The organism is Cellulomonas aerilata (assembly GCF_007991755.1).
Classification (GTDB): domain Bacteria; phylum Actinomycetota; class Actinomycetes; order Actinomycetales; family Cellulomonadaceae; genus Pengzhenrongella; species Pengzhenrongella aerilata.
In genome coordinates, this window is the sequence record NZ_BJYY01000012.1 from 97,772 (window position 1) to 115,992 (window position 18,221).

Genomic DNA, 18,221 nt, shown 5'->3' on the forward strand with positions numbered 1-18,221 from the left:
TGCGTTCGGTGACGTGCGTGTCGAGCGGTGCGGCCCGGACGACGGTCAGCGCGGCTGCGCGGGGTTGGTCGGGTCGCCGTGCGACGGCGGGTTGATGACCGGCCCCTGCGTCGCGGTGGAGACCTGCGAGCCGCCCTGCACGGTGTCGGCGAGCGCCGGCGACAGCCCGGCCGGGTCACCGCCGGACAGCGGCGCGCCGCCCTGGACGTCCGCGAGCCGGGTCTCGATCAGCTGGGTGACCGGCAGCCGGTTGCCGTGCGCCTGCTCGTGGGCCAGCAGCGTGCTCAGCTGGTCGGCGCCCAGCGAGCGGATGCGGTGCCCGAGGTCGCCGATCGGGAGGTGGTCGTAGTCCGGGATGGGAAGGTCCTCGCGGCTCACCTGGTCAGCCATGCGTCGTCCTCCGGTCGAGTGGTCGGTCCTCGGTCGCGATCGACCCTACGCGCGGGACCTCGGCGTCGCCCGGCGGCCCCGTCAGGCGTAGAACACGCGCTCGACGACGCCGCGCGCCCGACGCGCGGTGCGCAGGTAGTCCTGCTCGAGCTCGCTGCCGCACCCCGGCGGGTACCCCACGACGCGGGCCACCCCGTTGAGCGCCTGCCGGTCGTGCGGCAGGACGTCCGCCTGCGCTCCCCCGACCCGCCCGGACCACAGCACGAGCGCGTCGCGCAGCCGGGACGCGAGCGTCCACGCCCCCGCGAGGGTGCGGGCGTCGTCGGGCTCGACCAGGCCCTGGGCGGCTGCGGCGTCCAGCGCCTCCAGCGTCGAGGTGGTGCGCAGGGCCGGCACCCGGCCGGCGTGCTGGAGCTGGAGCAGCTGGACCGTCCACTCGACGTCGGAGATCCCGCCCCGCCCGAGCTTCAGGTGCCGGCTGGGGTCGACGCCGCGCGGCAGGCGCTCCGCCTCGACGCGCGCCTTGATCCGGCGCACCTCGCGCACCACGCCCGCCTCCAGCCCGTCGGCGGGGTAGCGCAGCGGCGCCACGAGCTCGACGAACCGGTCCCCCAGCGCGGCGTCGCCCGCCACCGGACGGGCGCGGAGCAGCGCCTGGCTCTCCCACGGGGCGGACCACCGGCCGTAGTACTCGGCGTAGGACCCGAACGTCCGGGTCAGCGGGCCGTTGCGCCCCTCGGGGCGCAGGTCCGCGTCGACGGCGAGGGCCGGCTCCGGGCCGACGTCGCCGAGCAGGGACCGGACCCGGCTCGCGACCGTGATGGCGTAGGCCTGCGCGAGCGCAGGGTCGACGCCGGGACGCGGGTCGTGGACGAACAGCACGTCCGCGTCCGAGGAGTACCCCATCTCCCGGCCGCCCAGGCGCCCCATCGCGACCACGAGCAGGTCCGTCGGGGTCTCGGGCAGGCCGTGCTCGGCGCGCGCCTCGGCGGCCGCGATGCGCAGCGCGCCGGACAGGACGACGTCCGCCGCCACGGTGAGGTTCTGCGCGGCGGTGGAGCTGGTCACCACGCCGAGCAGGTCCGCGGCGGCGCTGCGCGCCAGCTCCCGCCGCCGCAGGGCCCGCAGCGCCGTCGCGGCCGGCAGCGGGGTGTGGGCCCGGGTCAGGACGGCGTCGGCCTCCGCGGCCAGCCGCTCTGCGCCCCGGGGGACGAGGTCGGCGTCGTCCCCCAGCCAGGTGACGGACTCCGGCGACCGGGACAGGGCGTCGGCGACGTACCTCGACGTGGACAGCACGCGCGCGAGCCGCTGCGCGGCCGTGCCGGAGTCGCGCAGCAGCTTGAGGTACCAGTGTGTGGTGCCGAGCTCGTCCGAGAGCCGGCGGAACGCGAGCAGGCCGGCGTCCGGGTCGGCGCCGTCGGCGAACCAGCCGAGCATGACCGGCAGCAGCTGCCGCTGGATCGACGCGCGGCGCGAGACCCCCTCGGTGAGCGCCGTGATGTGCCGCAGCGCGCCGGCCGGGTCCCGGTAGCCGATCGCGGCGAGCCGGGCGCGCGCCGCGTCCGGGGCGAGGCTGACGTCCTCGGCGGACAGCCGCGCGGTCGCCGGCAGCAGCGGGCGGTAGAACAGCTCCTCGTGCAGGCCGCGGACCTCCCGGCGCACCGCGCGCCACCGCTCGGTCAGCCCCTCGGCACCCTCCGCGCGCATCCCGGCCGAGCGCGCCAGGCGCCGCAGGTCCGACTCGGCGGTCGGCATGAGGTGGGTGCGCTGCAGCCGGACGAGCTGGATCCGGTGCTCCAGGACCCGCAGCAGCCGGTAGCAGACGGCGAGCTGGGCGGCGTGCTCGCGCCCCACGTACCCGCCCGCGGCCAGCGCCGCCAGGGCGGTGAGCGTGCTGGGGCTGCGGATGGACTCGTCCGCCCGGCCGTGCACGAGCTGCAGCAGCTGGACGGTGAACTCCACGTCCCGAAGGCCGCCGACGCCGAGCTTGAGCTGGCGGTCCGCCTCGGCCGCCGGGACGTGCTCCTCGACCCGACGGCGCATCGCCTGGGAGTCCTCGACGAAGTTCTCCCGGCCCACGGCCGACCACACCAGCGGGTTGACCGCGGCGAGGTACGCGGCGCCCAGCTCGCGGTCCCCGGCGACCGGACGCGCCTTGAGCAGCGCCTGGAACTCCCAGGTCTTCGCCCACCGCTCGTAGTACGCGCGGTGGCTCGCGAGCGTGCGGACCAGCGGCCCGTTCTTGCCCTCGGGCCGCAAGGCCGCGTCGACCGGCCACAGGGCCGGCTCCGCGGACGGGTGCGAGCACGCCCGGGCCAGCCCCGCGGCCAGCTTCGCACCGACCGCCATGGCGTCGGCCTCGCTGGTGCCGTCGACCGGCTCGGCGACGTAGATGACGTCGACGTCGCTGACGTAGTTCAGCTCGCGCCCGCCGCACTTGCCCATGCCCAGGACGGCGAGCCGGACGCCGGCCCCGTGGTCGGGCAGCTCGGCCCGCGCGAGCGCGAGCGAGGCCTCCAGCGCCGCCCCGGCGAGGTCGGCGAGCGCGGCGGCGACCCCGGGGAGCCGGCTCAGCGGGTCGGTGGCGGTCAGGTCGGTCGCGGCGATCCGCAGGAGGCGCCGCCGGTAGGCGCGCCGCATCGCGTCGACGCCGTCGGCGCCGGTGCGGCCGGCCACCGGGACGGCCGCGTCCGGGTCCGCGCCGACGGCGTCGAGCAGCTCGGCCCGGACGAGCTCCACCGGGACGCCGGTGCCCGGCGTCGGGTCCGCGAGCACGTGGAGCCGGTCCGGGTCCTTGACCAGGGTGTCCGCCAGGGCGCCGGACGCCCCGAGCACGGCCACCAGGCGCGCCCGCGGCTCGCCCGGCTCGAGGAGGGACCGCAGCAGCGCCGTCAGGGCCGGCGACGACGCGACGGACCCCGCGATGCGCGCGAGCGACAGCAGCGCCTGGTCCGGGTCCGCCGCCCCGCCCAGGGCGACCAGCACGTCGTCGGGGACGTCGTCCGGCCCCCATCGCACGCCGTCGTCGGCGTCGGTCCCGGTCCGCTCGCGTCGCGCGCCCGGTGGGCGTCCCACGACGGCGACGACGTCGGCCTCGGCCAGCATGCGCTCGGCCCGTGCGGCGTCGGCGAAGCCGAGGCGCATCAGCCGGCCGGGCAGCGTGCCGCCCCGCGTCCCCTGGATGCTCACGGCCTCACGCTACCCACGTCCGACGGCCTGCCCGCGCCCGTGCCGGGACGGCGCAGGTCGGGTCACAGGACGGGCAGGAACCGCCGCAGCTCGTAGGGCGTCACCTGGCCGCGGTACTCGTCCCACTCCTGGCGCTTGTTGCGCAGCACGAAGTCGAACACGTGCTCCCCGAGCGTCTCGGCGACGAGCTCGGAGCGCTCCATGACCCGGATGGCGCCGTCCAGCGACTGCGGCAGCGGCTCGATCCCCAGCGCGCGCCGCTCCGCGTCGGTGAGCTCCCAGACGTCGTCCTCGGCACCCTCGGGCAGGTCGTACCCCTTCTCGACCCCCTTGAGACCGGCGGCCAGCACGACGGCGAACGCCAGGTAGGGGTTCGTCGCGGCGTCCAGGGCCCGGTACTCGACCCGGCTGGAGTTGCCCTTGCCCGGCTTGTACATCGGCACGCGCACGAGGGCCGAGCGGTTGTTGTGGCCCCAGCACACGAAGCTCGGCGCCTCCGCGCCGCCCCACAGCCGCTTGTAGGAGTTGACGAACTGGTTCGTCACCGCGGTGATCTCCGGGGCGTGGTGCAGCAGCCCGGCGATGAAGCTGCGCGCCACCTTGGACAGCTCGTACTGGGCGCCCGGCTCGTGGAAGGCGTTGCGGTCGCCCTCGAACAGGGAAAGGTGGGTGTGCATGCCCGAGCCCGGCTGGTCCGCCATGGGCTTGGGCATGAACGAGGCGTACACGCCCTGCTCGAGCGCGACCTCCTTGACCACCGTGCGGAACGTCATGATGTTGTCGGCGGTGGTGAGGGCGTCCGCGTACCGCAGGTCGATCTCGTTCTGGCCCGGACCGGCCTCGTGGTGGGAGAACTCCACCGAGATGCCCATCGACTCCAGCATCGTGATCGCGGCCCGCCGGAAGTCGTGCGCGGTGCCGCGCGGCACGTGGTCGAAGTACCCGGCGTGGTCCACCGGGCGCAGCGGCTCGGCCGGGTCGTCCGGCGGGTCGAAGAGGTAGAACTCGACCTCGGGGTGCGTGTAGAAGGTGAACCCCTGGTCGCTCGCCTTGGCCAGGGCCCGCTTGAGCACGTTGCGGGAGTCCGCCAGGGACGGCTGCCCGTCCGGGGTGAGGATGTCGCAGAACATGCGCGCGGTCCCGTGCCGCTCACCGCGCCAGGGCAGGATCTGGAAGGTCGTCGGGTCGGGGCGGGCGATCATGTCCGCCTCGTAGACCCGGGTGAGCCCCTCGATCGAGCTGCCGTCGAACCCGATCCCCTCGGCGAACGCGGCCTCCAGCTCGGCCGGCGCGATCGCCACCGACTTGAGGAAGCCGAGCACGTCGGTGAACCAGAGGCGGATGAAGCGGATGTCCCGCTCCTCGACCGTGCGGAGAACGAACTCCTGCTGCCTGTCCATGCACCCCATCCTGCCGTAGAGACCGCGGGCCCGGTCCGCGGGCGCGCGGGGCGCGACGGGCGGGGTGTCGGCGGGTCGCAATAGGCTCCTGGGCATGGCAGATGTCCGCATCGCACTGGCCCAGGTCGACACCTGCGTCGGAGACCTCGACGGCAACAGCGAGACCGTCCTGACCTGGACGCGGCGGGCGGCCGAGGCCGGCGCGGACCTCGTGGCGTTCCCCGAGATGTGCCTGACCGGCTACCCGATCGAGGACCTGGCGCTGCGCGCCTCCTTCCGCCGCGGCGCCGAGCAGGCCCTGCGGGCCACCGCCGCCCAGCTGGAGGCGGAGGGGCTCGGTCAGGTCGCCGTCGTCGTCGGCACCGTGGGCGAGCGGACCACGCGCGAGCACGACGGCGCCCCGGCGCGCCCCACCAACCAGGCCGTCGTCCTCCAGCACGGGACGGTGCAGCAGCGCTACGACAAGCACCACCTGCCCAACTACGGCGTGTTCGACGAGTTCCGGATCTTCGCCCCGGGCACCGAGCCGTGCGTAGTCGAGGTCCGCGGCCGGCGGGTCGGGCTGGTGGTCTGCGAGGACATCTGGCAGGACGGCGGACCGGTCGCGCAGATGGACGGCGCGGGCATCGACCTGCTGCTCGTCGTCAACGGCTCCCCGTTCGAGGAGGGCAAGGGCCACGTCCGCGGGGAGCTCGCCGCCCGCCGGGCACGCGAGGTCGACGCACCCGTGGCGTACGTCAACATGGTCGGCGGGCAGGACGACCTGGTCTTCGACGGCGGGTCGTTCGTCGTCGCGCCCGACGGAGCCCTGCTGGCGAGCTCGCCGCAGTTCGTGGAGGACCTGCTGCTGTGGGACCTGCCCGACGACGCCGCGTCGGCGGACGGGTCCCGGCCGTCGGCAGCCGGTGCCGCCCGCGAGCCGCTCCCCCGCCGGATCGCCCCACCGCTGCACCCCGACGAGGAGATCTACCGCGCGCTGGAGACCGGGCTGGCGGGGTACGTGCGCAAGAACGGGTTCCGCTCCGTCGTGCTCGGCATGTCCGGCGGCATCGACTCGGCCCTGGTGGCCGCCATCGCCGCCGACGCGCTGGGCCGGGACCGCGTGGTCGGGGTGTCCATGCCCTCGCGGCACTCCTCCGGGCACTCCCGCGACGACGCCGCCGACCTCGCGGAGCGCATCGGCGCCGACTACCGCGTCCAGCCGATCGGCCCGATGGTCGACGCGTTCGAGGGCGAGATGACCCTCGACGGCGTCGCCGCGGAGAACCTGCAGGCCCGCGTGCGCGGGGTGATCCTCATGGCGCTGTCGAACGACGAGGGCCACCTGGTCCTGGCGACCGGCAACAAGTCCGAGCTGGCGGTGGGCTACTCCACGATCTACGGCGACGCCGTCGGCGGGTACGCGCCGCTCAAGGACGTCGACAAGTCGCGTGTGTGGGCCCTGGCGAGGTGGCGCAACGACCACGCCGTCGACTCCGGGCAGATCCCGCCCATCCCGGAGAGCTCGATCACCAAGCCCCCGTCGGCGGAGCTGCGTCCCGGCCAGGTGGACCAGGACTCCCTGCCCCCCTACGACCTCCTCGACGAGGTTCTCGACGCCTACGTGGAGCACGCCGAGGGACGCGCCGAGCTGCTCGCCCGCGGGTTCGACACCGAGGTCGTCGACAAGGTGCTGAGCCTGGTGGACCGCGCGGAGTGGAAGCGGCGCCAGTACCCGCTCGGTCCGAAGGTCACCGCGCTGGCGTTCGGTCGCGACCGCCGTCTGCCGATCACCAGCCGCTGGCGCGAGCCGGTCCGCACCGAGGCGGATCCCCGCGCCCTCGCCCACGTCGTCCCCCAGGAGCAGCCCTCATGACCGAGCCCTCCGTCCCCGGCGCGTCGCAGCCCACGACGACGCCTGCGCCGAAGCCCAGGCGCGTGCGGGTGCACCACCTGCGCGAGGCCAAGGAGCGCGGCGAGCGGCTGACGATGCTGACCGCCTACGACTTCCCGACCGCACGCATCTTCGACGAGGCCGGCATCGACATGCTGCTCGTCGGGGACTCGATCGGGAACACCATGCACGGCCACGACACGACCATCCCGGTCACCGTCGACGACCTCCTCCCCGCGGTGCGGGCGGTCAGCGCGGCGACCCGCCGCGCCCTGGTCGTCGCCGACCTGCCGTTCGGCTCCTACGAGGCGTCCCCGGAGCAGGCGTTCGCGACCGCGGTGCGCATGCTCAAGGAGGGCGGCGCGCACGCCGTCAAGTTCGAGGGCGGCCGACGGATCGCGGCGCAGGTCCGTCTGCTCACCGACGCCGGCATCCCGGTCGTCGGGCACCTGGGCTTCACGCCGCAGTCGGAGAACCTGCTCGGCGGCAAGCGGGTCCAGGGCCGCGGCGACGAGGCCGCCGAGCGGCTGAGCGCCGACGCGGTGGCGCTGCAGGAGGCCGGGGCGGTCGCCGTCGTGCTGGAGATGGTCCCGGCGCCGCTGGCAGCCCGGGTCACCGAGGTGCTGGCGATCCCGACGATCGGCATCGGCGCGGGCGCCGCCTGCGACGGGCAGGTCCTCGTGTGGCTCGACATGGCCGGGATGGGCGACTGGTCCCCCCGGTTCGCCCAGCAGTTCGGGCAGGTCGGCAAGGCGCTCGGGGACGCCGCCCGGGCCTACGCCGACGAGGTCCGCGGCGGCACCTTCCCCGACGCCGGGCACTCGTTCCTGCAGTAGCGGCGCGGACCACCTGCGGCACCGCCGGACCAGCACCGCGCCGGCGGGACGGGCGACCGGCGCCGACCCGCCGCCGACCGAGCGCCGACCGAGCGGCGACCCGGAGCCGACCTAGCGCCGGTCGCGGGCGTCCTGGTCGTCCCACGCCTGGTTGCGCGCGGCTGCCCTGCTCAGCGCCTGCTCGGCCTCGGCTCGCGTGGCGTACGGGCCCATGAGGTTCGTCCAGGAGCTCTTGTGCCCCTCCTCGACCTCGCGCGTGGCGGTGTTGTACCAGTACTGCGTCTCGCTCATGATCCCCTCCGACCTGCGGTGACCCTGCTCTTTCGTAGACTGCCAGGCATGTCCACCGCGAGCACCACGAGTCGCCCCGTCACCCCGGGGTCGATCAGCCCGCAGCGGCCGGTCCCGGCGTCCATCCCGAGACCGGAGTACGTGGGGCGGCCGGGGCCCACCCCGTTCGAGGGCAGCGAGGTGAAGTCGCCCGAGGTCGTCGAGCGCATCCGGGTCGCCGCCCGCATCGCGGCGCAGGCGCTCGCCGAGGTGGGCCGCGCCGTGCAGCCGGGCGTGACCACGGACGAGCTGGACCGCATCGGCCACGAGTTCCTGCTGGACCACGGCGCCTACCCGTCCACGCTCGGGTACCGCGGGTTCCCCAAGTCCCTGTGCACGTCCGTCAACGAGGTCATCTGCCACGGCATCCCGGACTCGACCGTCCTGGCCGACGGCGACATCGTCAACGTCGACATCACGGCCTACCTCGGCGGCGTGCACGGGGACAACAACGCCACCTTCGGCGTCGGGGAGCTCGAGGAGCCCGCGCGGCTGCTGCTCGAGCGCACCGAGGAGTCCCTGCACCGGGCCATCAAGGCGGTCGTGCCGGGCCGCCAGGTCAACGTCATCGGCCGGGTGATCGAGAAGTACGCGCAGCGGTTCGGGTACGGCGTGGTGCGCGACTACACCGGGCACGGGGTCGGCGAGGCGTTCCACAGCGGGCTGGTCATCCCCCACTACGACGCCGCGCCGCTGTACGACACCGTGATCGAGCCCGGGATGGTGTTCACCATCGAGCCGATGCTCACCCTGGGCACCCACGAGTGGACCATGTGGGACGACGGCTGGACCGTCCTGACGGCCGACCGGAGCCTCACCGCGCAGTTCGAGCACACCCTCGTCGTCACCGACACCGGAGCGGAGATCCTGACCCTGCCATGAGCACCAGCAACGGAACCACCACCACCGCGCACGCCTTCGGCATCGACATCGGGGGCAGCGGGATCAAGGGCGCCCCCGTCGACCTCGTCACGGGCGAGTTCGCCGGGGAGCGCGTGCGCATCCCCACCCCGGAGAAGTCCACCCCCGACGCCGTCGCCCGGGTCGTCGGGCAGGTGGTCGGGTCGTTCGACCTGCCCGGTGACCTCCCGGTCGGCGTCACCTTCCCCGCCGTCGTGCAGCACGGCGTCGCGCGCAGCGCCGCGAACGTGGACAAGTCCTGGATCGGCACGAACATCGAGACCGTGGTCGGCGAGGTCCTCGGGCGCCGGGTCGTCGCCGTGAACGACGCGGACGCCGCCGGGTACGCCGAGGCGGTGCACGGGGCGGCACGCGGCGCCCAGGGCGTCACGCTGCTGGCCACCCTGGGCACCGGCATCGGCACCGCGATGGTGGTCGACGGCGTCCTGGTGCCGAACCTGGAGCTCGGCCACCTGGAGATCGACGGGCACGACGCCGAGACCCGCGCGTCCGACGCCGCACGCGACCGGGAGGACCTGAGCTGGGAGCAGTGGGCCGAGCGCCTGCAGCGCTACTTCGGCGTGCTGGAGGCGCTGCTGTGGCCCGACCTCATCGTCGTCGGCGGGGGCGTCAGCAAGCACCACGAGCGCTTCCTGCCGCTGCTGGACCTGCGCACCCCGATCATCCCCGCCAAGCTGCGCAACCGGGCCGGCATCGTCGGTGCGGCGGCCCTCGCGGCCCAGGCGACCGGTGTGCAGGTCGGCGGGTCGGCGCCCACCCTGCCCTCCACCCTCGGCTGACGCCCCGCACCCCCCGCTCCGCGCCGCACCCGGCGTCCCCTGACGGGGACGCCGGGTGCGCGTCGTGTGCGGTCCTGCTCGGTCGCGCTGCCTACTCGGTGGTCTGCACCAGGTGCGCGGTGGCGCTGGAGAGGCCGGTGGCCATGAGGCCCACGATGCGCTCGGCCTCGGCCTCGTCGGCCGCCGCGAACGTCACCAGGACGGTCGCGGTCTGGCCCTGCACGTCGCCGGCCGGACCGCGGGTGAACTCGCCGGGCAGGGAGTCCACCTCCGCCTCGAAGTCCTCCAGGCTGCGGCGGCCGAGCGGGGAGTTGAGTCTCGCGTGATAGGTCGTCATGGCCCCATCGTGTCCCGAGCCCGCGGGCCTCGCGACACGGACGCGCACCGCCCCGCACCGCGTGCGGGCGTCCCCTCAGCTGAGTAGCTTGCCCCCATGCCGCTCCTCATCAGCCAGCTGGTCGTCGACGCGCGTGACCCCGCCGCCCAGGCCCGCTGGTGGCGTGAGGTGCTCGGCGGCCGGATCGACGACGGGGACCCGGACGAGGTCGGCCTGGCCCTGGAGGGCGGGCTCCCCGAGCTGCTGTTCGTGCGGGTGCCGGACGCCAAGAGCGTGAAGAACCGGCTCCACCTCGACGTCCGTCCCCCCGACGGCTCCGACCAGGAGACCGAGCTGCGCCGGCTGCTGGAGCTCGGCGCCCGCCGGACCGACGTCGGCCAGGGCCCGGACGTGACCTGGGTCGTGCTCGCCGACCCCGAGGACAACGAGTTCTGCCTGCTGCGCAGCACGCCGAGCGAGCTGGCCGAGGCAGCCAACCCGACGTGACCGGTCGGGGCGCGGCGGGCTCCGCACGGAGCGACGCCGCGTCCCCGGCCGGCACGGGCGAGCGGTCCGCCTGCTACTGGCCGCCGATCCTCTCGTCCGCGGCGTCACCGGCCTTGGCGAGCATGCCGTCGGCCTTCCCGCCGGTCGCACCCGAGGCCGCGTCCTCGCCCTTGTCCAGGGCCGCGTCGCTGACCTTCTCCCCTGCTCCGCCGCCTGCTGCACCCGTGGCCTTGTCGGTCAGGTCGTCGAGTCCCATCGCGTTTTCCTCCCGTGGCGGCGCACGCCGTCCGTGCGCTGCATCCATCGTCGGGCCGTGACCGGCGGCCTGCATGTCGTCGGCCCGGGACGGGCGCACCGTCCGCGGCACCGGACCTCGGGGGCGGCTGGGCTCCGCGGGCTCGCCGCGACATCCCCGGCCGTCTGTCCAAGGATGGGCACGCGTAACCGGCCTGAACGACGACAGAGGAGCACCATGAGCGCCACGATCATCGTCCTGGGTGCGACCGGTGACCTCACCGCGCGCTACCTGCTGCCCGCGATGGCGCAGCTGGTCGAGCGCGACCTGCTGGGCGAGGAGCTCGTGCTCGTGGGCGTCGCGAACGACGACCTCGACGACGACTCGTTCCGGGCCCGCGTGCAGGACAAGCTCGCGGCCCACGCGGCCGCCGTGGACGCCGGTGCCCGGGCCGACCTGGTCGCCCGCGCCCACTACGTGCGCGGCGACGTCACGCAGGCGTCGACCCTGTCCGCCGCGCTCGAGCACCACACGTCCACCGACCACCCCGTCGTGCTGTACCTCGCCCTGCCGCACGTGCTCTTCCTCGGCGTGATCGACGCCCTGCGGCAGGTCGACCTGCCCGCCGACCTGCGCGTCGTCGTGGAGAAGCCCTTCGGCCAGGACCTGCAGGGCGCCCGCACGCTCAACGCGGAGCTCGCCACCGTGCTGCGCGAGGACCAGATCTTCCGCGTCGACCACTTCCTGGCCAAGCAGACGGTCCTCAACCTCATCGGGCTGCGGTTCGCCAACCGGGTGCTGGAGCCGCTGTGGGACCGGCACGACGTCGCCGCGGTCGACATCGTGTTCGACGAGAGCGTCGACGCCCAGGCCAGGGCCGCCTACTACGACCGCTCGGGCGCGCTGCGCGACATGGTGCAGAACCACCTGCTGCAGATCCTCACGCTCATCGCCATGGAGCCGCCGGCCAGCCTGGACCCGACGGACCTGTCCGAGCGCAAGGTCGAGGTGCTCCGCGCGGTGCAGACCCTCAGCCGCGAGGACGTCGAGCGCAACACCGTGCGAGCGCGGTACACGGCCGGGACGGTCGGCGCCGGGGAGAAGGCACGGGAGGTGGGCGCCTACGTCGACGCTCCCGGGGTGGACCCCGCGCGCGAGATCGAGACCTACACCGAGGTGACGCTGCACCTCGACGCCCGGCGGTGGGAGGGCGTCCCGTTCCGCCTGCGGACCGGCAAGGCGCTGGCCCGGGACCGCCGCGAGGTGGTGTTCTACTTCCGGCCGCTCGAGCACTCGATCTTCCCGGACGCCACGCCCAACCAGCTGCGCCTGGCCCTGGACCCCGACCGGATCTCCCTCAACCTCAACATCAACGGCCTCGGCGACCCGTTCGACCTGGAGACGGTCGACATGGGTCTGGAGCTGCCGCGCCAGGCCCCGACCCCCTACGGGCAGCTCCTGCTGGCGATCGTCGAGGGGGACACCCGGCTGTCGGCGCGCGCGGAGGAGGCCGAGGAGGCGTGGCGGATCGTCGAGCCGATCCTCGCGGCGTGGGCGGACGGCGTCTCCCCGCTCGTCGACTACCCGGCGGGCAGCGACGGGCCGGCGGCCTCGCCGTCGGAGGCCGTGGACAGCCCGCCGACCGCGTCCGACGCGGCACCGGTGACCACCGCGTCCGGGCTCGGCTGACCGACGCGGGGCCGCCGTGGCGGCGCGTCGCCGCCGTGTGGGTGGGCCGTGGCAGCATCGACGACGTGACGCAGTCGGGTGGGATCGAGCGGCTCGGGGCAGCGGCGACGGTCGCGGTCGCCGCGCCGTCCGGCGCGGCGGGTGGCCTCAGGGCGGCCGAGGGGGCAGCGGCCGAGCTGCCGGCCTGGGTCGACTACGTGACCGTGCTCGGGCCGGTCATCGTGCTGACGGGCGCGCTCACCGCGGCGGTGCTCGCGTGGTCGGCGACCCGGCGTGACCGGTGGTGGGCCCGCACGCAGTGGGCGGTCGACCACGTGCTCGGCGACCAGACCGACGCGCAGCTGGTCGGCCTCGCCGTGCTCGAGGTGCAGGTCCGGCACGCCCGCTCGGACGAGGAGGCCGGTGTCATCGGAGCGGTCAGCGACACGCTCCTGGAGCCGCTGCTCGGTTCGCCGTCGCCGGCCGACGGCGACGACAGCGGTCACGGCGTCGGCTTCGGCGAGGGGAACGTCAACGCGTACGTGGTGCGTCCGGCACGCCCACGGGTCCCGGTGGCCGCGAAGTCCGTCGCCCCGCCGGTCGGCCCGCCCGGCGGAACGAGCCCGGCCGGGTCGGCGCCGATCCCGGTCAGCGCGATGGAGCGGGATGCCGCGCGGCTGCGCACCCGGGTCGACGCGAAGCTGGGCCGGGCGTCGTCGGCGACGGTGCAGGCGGTGGCGCGCGCCGGCCCCGGCTGACCCAGCGTCGCGCGGTCCGACCGTCGCGCGGTCAGACGGTCGCGCGGCTGTCGTCGACGCCGCCGGACGCCGTCGAGCGGTTGCTCGGGCAGGCGGGGTTGGGACACCGCGCCACGAGGGTCGCGTTCTCCTCCCCGGCCGGCCGGTCGCGGCCGAGCTCCGCGTGGTGCTCGACGAGCAGCATCTCCCCGCAGTGCGTGCACCTCTCCATCGCTCCAGCATCGCAGCGGGTGGACCGGGCCGGTAGGGGCGACGGCGCGCCCGCCGGTGCGGTGAGCACCCGGGGACGCCGTGCCGGCACGGCGGTGCCGGTAGGGTGCGGATGAGCTGGCCTGTACGCCGGGTTCTGTCCCCGCGCGCGGTTGCCCCCGCGCGGGTGGCGACCATCCATCTACGACGTACGTTGCCGCACGCCTCCAGCGGTCTACCCGGGAGCTCGGGCGGGCCGCCCTCGAACGCTCCCTGTCTGACCTTGCTCCGGGTGGGGTTTACCGAGCCGCACCGGTCACCCGGCACGCTGGTGGTCTCTTACACCACCGTTTCACCCTTACCCTGCCGGCCGAGGCCTGCAGGGCGGTCTGTTCTCTGTGGCACTGTCCCGCGGGTCACCCCGGGTGGGAGTTACCCACCACCCTGCCCTGTGGAGCCCGGACGTTCCTCGGCCCCCGCCCGCTCTCGCGGACGGGGAACGCGGCCGCCCGGCCAGCTCATCCGCGTCGCCAGCCTACCGGTGCCGCCGGCTCCCCGGCCCACGGCGCCGACGCCGACGCCGGACGCCCGCCGCCCCGACCGCGCGGCCCGCCTACAGTGTCCCGGTGCTCGTGCTGCTGCCTCCGTCCGAGGGCAAGACCGCCCCCACGGCCGGCGCTCCACTGGACCTGTCGGCGCTGTCGCACCCCACGCTGACCGACCAGCGCCGCACGGTGCTCGAGGCGCTGGCGAAGCTCAGCGCCCATCCGGACGCGGCCCGGGTGCTCGGCACCGGCCCCAGCCTGGCCGAGGAGGTCGAGCGCAACACCCGGCTCGCCGTGGAGCCGGCGGCCTCGGCGTCGTCGGTCTACTCGGGGGTGCTCTACGCCGCCGCCGGGCTCGGCACGCTCCCCGACGACGCCCGGGCCCGGGCCGCCCGGGGCGTCCGCGTCGTCTCGGCGCTGTGGGGGCTGGTCGCGCCGGACGACCGCATCCCGGCCTACCGGCTGTCGATGGCCGTCGACCTGCCCGGCGTCGGGCCGCTCGCGCGGGGCTGGCGACCCGGTCTGGCGGCCGAGCTCGACCCCCTCGTCGGCGGCCGCCTCGTGGTCGACTGCCGTTCCGCGACCTACGCGGCGGCGTGGAGGCCCCCGTCGGGGTCGGCGTGGGTGACCGTCCGGGTGCTGCGGGAGTCCGGTGGCCGGCGCACGGTCGTCTCCCACAACGCCAAGCACACCCGCGGCGTGCTCACCCGCCACCTGCTCGTCCGCGGCGCCGAGCCCGCGACCCCCGAGGAGCTCCTCGACGCAGCCGGCGAGCTGGTCGGCGGGCCGCTGCGGGACGCCGAGCTCGGCGGCCCGGGCCGCACGCGGGTGCTCACGCTCACCGTCACCTGACCGGCTGCCGAGCCGGCGCACCACGCGGCGGGAGCAGGCTCCGCCGGCCGGCCGGCGTGCTGGCTCAGGCGCCGGACGGGGCGCCCACCACCGTCACCTCGGTGGCCCCGTCCGCCCACAGCCGGACGATGCTGACCGACGCCGGTGCGACCCGGATCCGGGCCCAGGACGAGGAGTTGGCCCCGATCGCGACGCCGACGGCCGAGCGCACGGACACCGAGTGCGTGACCACCACGACCGTGCGACCCACCCCGCCGGCTCGCAGCCGCTCCAGCGTGCGGTGCATGCGCCGCCCGACGTCCTCGATCGACTCCCCCCCGGGTGCCGGGAAGCCGGCGTCGACGTGCCAGCGCTCGAGGTCGCCCGGCCACCGCGCCTCGATCTCCGCCGCGACCAGCCCCTCCCACTCGCCGAAGTCGCACTCGGCCACGAGCGGGTCCGTGCTGACGGGCAGGCCCACGCGCTCGGCGATGATCGCCGCCGTCTCCTGCGTGCGGACCATCGGCGAGGCGATCACCTCGGTCGCCGGCGGGACGTCGCCCCACTCGTCCTCGGTGATCGCCTGCACCAGGGCCGCCGCCCGGGCCGCCTGCTCGCGGCCCCGATCCGTCAGCGAGGGACCGGCGACGGACGAGCCGGAGTACGCCTTGGTGACGGTCATGGGCGTCTCGCCGTGGCGCACGAGGACCACCGTGAGCGGCTGCGCGTCGTCGAACCGGACCGACCCGCGCGACGCGAGGGCGGACGGTCCGGGAGGCGGCGTGGTCGCGGGCTCCGCCGAGGGCGCGCCGCTCGCGGCGTCCCCCCCGCGGTCACCGGCGCCCCCGTCGGCGTCCCCCTGCGCGCCCGTACCCGGGTCCGTGTCGCGTGCGACCGCGACCCGGTGGTCCATCGCCTCGTTCGCCAGGGCGTCGGCCGCGCCGTTCTGCGCCCGCGGCACCCAGGTGTAGCTCACCTGGTCCGGCGGCGCGGCAGCACGGGCACGGGCGGCGAGCCGGCGCATGTCCTCGTGCTTGATCTGCCAGCGGCCCGACATCTGCTCGACCACGAGCTTGGAGTCCATGCGCACCTCGATCGACGCCGCGGGGTCGATCTCCCGCGCAGCCGTCAGGCCGGCGACGAGGCCGGAGTACTCCGCCACGTTGTTGGAGGTCACCCCGAGGAACTCGGCGCGTTCGGCCAGGACCGTGCCGGTCGTCGCGTCCCGCACGAGGGCGCCGTACCCGGCCGGTCCCGGGTTGCCCCGCGAGCCGCCGTCGGCCTCCACCACCAGCCGCCGCGCCGCCACCCCCGTCAGCCCTTCGCCGGCTCGGGCAGCCGCACCAGGATGCGTCCGCACTCCTCGCACCGGCTCACCTGCTCGGGTGCAGCCTTGCGGATGGCCTCGACGTCCGTGGGGTTGAGCTCCAGCCGGCAGCCCTCGCACCGCCGGCCACGCAGGGCAGCCGCGCCGAGGCCGCCCAGCTGTCCGCGCAGCCGGTCGTAGAGCGTGACCAGACCGGCGTCCAGCCCGGTCGCCAGTGCCGCGCGCTGCTCGGCGACGGTCCGCGCCTCGGCGTCGACGGCCGCCAGTGCGGCGTCCCGCTCCGCCTGGGCCTCGGCCTTCTGCGCGCGGATGACGTCGGCGGCCGCGTCGAGCTCGGCGAGTGCGCCCTCGTGCGCCTCGAGCCGCTCCATGATCTCGAGCTCGACCTCCTCGAGCTCGCCCTGCCGCCGGCTCAGCGCACCCATCTCGTGGCTCAGCGCCTGCATGTCCTTCGCGCTGCCCTGCCCGGCGTCCATGCGTGCCTGGTCCCGCGCGGCGCGCGAGCGGACCTGCTCGACGTCGCCCTCGGCCTTGGCGAGCTCGCGACGCAGGTCCTTGACGGCGGTCCGCGACGCGACCAGCGACGTCTCGACGTCGGCGAGGCGGCTGTCGAGCTCGGTGAGACGCGCGAGCACCGGGTGCGAGCGCCGCTGGTGGGCGAGCTGGGCCAGGCGGGTGTCCAGCGCCTGCACGTCGAGCAGCCGTCGCTGATCCTCGGGGGGTGCGGTGGTCACAGATCAGATCCTTCCGGCGACGCGGCGAGTCGGGCGGTCCACGGGTCGGTCCGCACGGTGCTCACGCGCGTCACCACCGTAGTGCCGCGGGTGGCGAGGTCCGCGACGAGGTCGGCCGCCGCCCGGGGCAGCCAGGGCCACTCGCTGGCGAAGTGGGCGACGTCCACCAGGAACGGCCGGGCCGCGTCGTCGTCTCTTCGCTCGAACTCCGCGCGCTCGCGCAGCTCGGACGCCGGATGGTGGCGCAGGTCCGCGGTGAGGTACACGTCGGCCCCGCTCGCCCGGACCGCGTCGAACAGCGAGTCGCCCGACCCGCCGACCACCGCCACCCGCTCGACCGGGGCGTCGAGGTCCCCGGCGACCCGGACGCCCTGCTCGGTGGCCGGCAGGGCGCGTGCGACCCGCTCGGCGAACTCCCGCAGCGTCGAGGAGGTCGGCAGCCGCCCCACCCGCCCGGTCCCGGTGCGCCGGTCCGGCACCGCGACCTCCAGCACGTCGAACGCCGGCTCCTCGTACGGGTGGGCGGCGCGCATCGCGGCCACGACGGTGGACCGCAGCCGCCGGGGCGCGACCATCTCGACGCGACGCTCGGCCACCTCCTCCACGACGCCGGCGGTGCCGATCGCCGGGTGCGCCGCCTCCGACGGGACGAACGTGCCCGTGCCCGACGCCGTCCACGCGGCCCGCGAGTACTCCCCGATCCGTCCCGCACCGGCCGCGGCCAGGGCGTCCACGAGCGCGTCCGCGTCCGGCTCGGGGATGAACACCACGTGCTTGTCCATCGGTTCGCCCGGCAGCGCGACCAGGGGCTCGAGGTCGACGAGGCCCACCGCCTCGGCAAGGGCGTGCGCCACCCCGCCGTCCGCCGCGTCGGCGTTGGTGTGCGCCACGTACAGCGCCACCCCGGCCCGGATCAGGCGGTGGACGACCGCGCCCTTGGCGGTGGTGGCCGCCACCGAGTGGACCGGGCGCAGCAGCAGGGGATGGTGGGTGACGAGCAGGTCGGCGCCGGTGGCGATCGCCTCGTCCACCACCGCCGCCGTGGGGTCCACCGCGAGCAGCACGGTGCGGACGGGCTGCGCCGGGTCACCCACCACGAGACCGACGGCGTCCCAGCCCTCGGCGGTGCCCGGCGGGTACCGCCGCTCGAGCACGCCGACGACGTCGGCCAGCGGGGGCGGCGACGGCGACGGCGACGTCGGTGCCAGCGGGGAGGGGGCCGGCGTCGACGGTGTCGTCGGAGGGCCGGAGGTCGAGGGGTCCGTCACGGCCGGAACGCTACCGCCGACGCCGGACGGGGCACGCCGACGCCGCGCAACCGTTCACAGCGGGGCCGCTGCTGCCGATGGGGAGGACGCACACCGTCGGCGCCACCAGAACGGAAGACCCCTCA

General features: G+C 75.3%; 18 protein-coding genes and 1 other RNA gene. 8 read left to right on the plus strand and 11 right to left on the minus strand.

Annotated features, from left to right (window positions below):
* Window positions 1–45 precede the first annotated feature (45 nt).
* From CAE01nite_RS07430 to CAE01nite_RS07440, 3 genes are all read right to left on the minus strand, one after another.
* Window positions 46–390 carry a DUF8129 domain-containing protein gene (locus CAE01nite_RS07430; RefSeq protein WP_146902240.1) on the minus strand — a complete coding sequence of 115 codons (345 nt, stop codon included), beginning with the start codon at window positions 388–390 and terminating at the stop codon, window positions 46–48.
* 81 nt (window positions 391–471) lie between these two features.
* The gene (locus CAE01nite_RS07435) at window positions 472–3,534 is read right to left on the minus strand and encodes a bifunctional [glutamine synthetase] adenylyltransferase/[glutamine synthetase]-adenylyl-L-tyrosine phosphorylase (protein ID WP_146902647.1); all 3,063 of its coding nucleotides are present in this window, start codon (window positions 3,532–3,534) and stop codon (window positions 472–474) included.
* Between the two features lie 107 nt (window positions 3,535–3,641).
* Window positions 3,642–4,979: a glutamine synthetase family protein gene (locus tag CAE01nite_RS07440; RefSeq protein WP_146902243.1), complete on the minus strand. Its 1,338-nt coding sequence runs from the start codon at window positions 4,977–4,979 to the stop codon at window positions 3,642–3,644.
* 94 nt (window positions 4,980–5,073) lie between these two features.
* On the opposite strand from CAE01nite_RS07440, the gene CAE01nite_RS07445 reads away from it, so the two are divergent.
* The gene (locus CAE01nite_RS07445) at window positions 5,074–6,834 is read left to right on the plus strand and encodes an NAD+ synthase (RefSeq protein ID WP_146902246.1); all 1,761 of its coding nucleotides are present in this window, start codon (window positions 5,074–5,076) and stop codon (window positions 6,832–6,834) included.
* Window positions 6,831–7,688: a 3-methyl-2-oxobutanoate hydroxymethyltransferase gene (panB, locus tag CAE01nite_RS07450; RefSeq protein WP_146902249.1), complete on the plus strand. Its 858-nt coding sequence runs from the start codon at window positions 6,831–6,833 to the stop codon at window positions 7,686–7,688. Before CAE01nite_RS07445 ends, panB begins: the two co-directional genes overlap by 4 nt.
* A gap of 111 nt (window positions 7,689–7,799) precedes the next feature.
* On the opposite strand, the gene CAE01nite_RS07455 is transcribed toward panB, so the two are convergent.
* On the minus strand, window positions 7,800–7,979 hold the full coding sequence (locus CAE01nite_RS07455) for an SPOR domain-containing protein (RefSeq protein ID WP_146902252.1): 180 nt from the start codon (window positions 7,977–7,979) through the stop codon (window positions 7,800–7,802).
* Between the two features lie 48 nt (window positions 7,980–8,027).
* Between CAE01nite_RS07455 and map the strand changes: the two genes are divergently transcribed.
* Both map and ppgK read left to right on the plus strand, forming a co-directional pair.
* Window positions 8,028–8,900 carry a type I methionyl aminopeptidase gene (gene map / locus CAE01nite_RS07460; RefSeq protein ID WP_146902255.1) on the plus strand — a complete coding sequence of 291 codons (873 nt, stop codon included), beginning with the start codon at window positions 8,028–8,030 and terminating at the stop codon, window positions 8,898–8,900.
* Complete coding sequence (ppgK, locus tag CAE01nite_RS07465; RefSeq protein ID WP_146902258.1) at window positions 8,897–9,718, plus strand: polyphosphate--glucose phosphotransferase; 822 nt, start codon at window positions 8,897–8,899, stop codon at window positions 9,716–9,718. The genes map and ppgK overlap by 4 nt, the downstream gene beginning before the upstream one ends.
* Window positions 9,719–9,809: 91 nt before the next feature.
* Here ppgK and CAE01nite_RS07470 read toward each other — a convergent pair whose 3' ends face one another.
* Window positions 9,810–10,055 carry a hypothetical protein gene (locus tag CAE01nite_RS07470; protein WP_146902261.1) on the minus strand — a complete coding sequence of 82 codons (246 nt, stop codon included), beginning with the start codon at window positions 10,053–10,055 and terminating at the stop codon, window positions 9,810–9,812.
* Window positions 10,056–10,151: 96 nt separating this feature from the next.
* Between CAE01nite_RS07470 and CAE01nite_RS07475 the strand changes: the two genes are divergently transcribed.
* Window positions 10,152–10,541 (plus strand): VOC family protein, encoded by a 390-nt coding sequence (locus CAE01nite_RS07475; RefSeq protein ID WP_146902264.1) that lies wholly within the window; start codon window positions 10,152–10,154, stop codon window positions 10,539–10,541.
* A 73-nt stretch (window positions 10,542–10,614) separates the two neighbouring features.
* Here CAE01nite_RS07475 and CAE01nite_RS07480 read toward each other — a convergent pair whose 3' ends face one another.
* Window positions 10,615–10,797: an antitoxin gene (locus tag CAE01nite_RS07480; RefSeq protein ID WP_146902267.1), complete on the minus strand. Its 183-nt coding sequence runs from the start codon at window positions 10,795–10,797 to the stop codon at window positions 10,615–10,617.
* 216 nt (window positions 10,798–11,013) lie between these two features.
* Between CAE01nite_RS07480 and CAE01nite_RS07485 the strand changes: the two genes are divergently transcribed.
* Together CAE01nite_RS07485 and CAE01nite_RS07490 are read left to right on the plus strand one after the other, a co-directional pair.
* Window positions 11,014–12,465, plus strand: a complete 1,452-nt coding sequence (locus tag CAE01nite_RS07485) for a glucose-6-phosphate dehydrogenase (RefSeq protein ID WP_146902270.1) — start codon at window positions 11,014–11,016, stop codon at window positions 12,463–12,465.
* 65 nt (window positions 12,466–12,530) lie between these two features.
* On the plus strand, window positions 12,531–13,202 hold the full coding sequence (locus tag CAE01nite_RS07490) for a hypothetical protein (RefSeq protein WP_146902273.1): 672 nt from the start codon (window positions 12,531–12,533) through the stop codon (window positions 13,200–13,202).
* Window positions 13,203–13,233: 31 nt separating this feature from the next.
* Here the strand turns inward: CAE01nite_RS07490 and CAE01nite_RS07495 are convergent, their stop codons facing one another.
* Together CAE01nite_RS07495 and rnpB are read right to left on the minus strand one after the other, a co-directional pair.
* Complete coding sequence (locus CAE01nite_RS07495) at window positions 13,234–13,413, minus strand: hypothetical protein (RefSeq protein ID WP_146902276.1); 180 nt, start codon at window positions 13,411–13,413, stop codon at window positions 13,234–13,236.
* A 108-nt stretch (window positions 13,414–13,521) separates the two neighbouring features.
* Window positions 13,522–13,912: RNase P RNA component class A (rnpB, locus tag CAE01nite_RS07500), an RNA gene on the minus strand.
* 105 nt (window positions 13,913–14,017) lie between these two features.
* Between rnpB and CAE01nite_RS07505 the strand changes: the two genes are divergently transcribed.
* Window positions 14,018–14,788 carry a YaaA family protein gene (locus tag CAE01nite_RS07505; protein WP_146902278.1) on the plus strand — a complete coding sequence of 257 codons (771 nt, stop codon included), beginning with the start codon at window positions 14,018–14,020 and terminating at the stop codon, window positions 14,786–14,788.
* 64 nt (window positions 14,789–14,852) lie between these two features.
* On the opposite strand, the gene CAE01nite_RS07510 is transcribed toward CAE01nite_RS07505, so the two are convergent.
* Genes CAE01nite_RS07510 through CAE01nite_RS07520 form a run of 3 tightly spaced genes read right to left on the minus strand, consistent with a single transcriptional unit; the run spans window position 14,853 to window position 18,000 of the window.
* A complete protein-coding gene (locus CAE01nite_RS07510) occupies window positions 14,853–16,076 on the minus strand; it encodes a bifunctional RNase H/acid phosphatase (RefSeq protein ID WP_186816454.1) in 1,224 nt (407 codons plus the stop codon).
* A 5-nt stretch (window positions 16,077–16,081) separates the two neighbouring features.
* Window positions 16,082–16,828 carry a zinc ribbon domain-containing protein gene (locus CAE01nite_RS07515; protein WP_186816455.1) on the minus strand — a complete coding sequence of 249 codons (747 nt, stop codon included), beginning with the start codon at window positions 16,826–16,828 and terminating at the stop codon, window positions 16,082–16,084.
* Window positions 16,825–18,000 (minus strand): Nif3-like dinuclear metal center hexameric protein, encoded by a 1,176-nt coding sequence (locus tag CAE01nite_RS07520; RefSeq protein WP_246131083.1) that lies wholly within the window; start codon window positions 17,998–18,000, stop codon window positions 16,825–16,827. The genes CAE01nite_RS07515 and CAE01nite_RS07520 overlap by 4 nt, the downstream gene beginning before the upstream one ends.
* Window positions 18,001–18,221 lie beyond the last annotated feature (221 nt).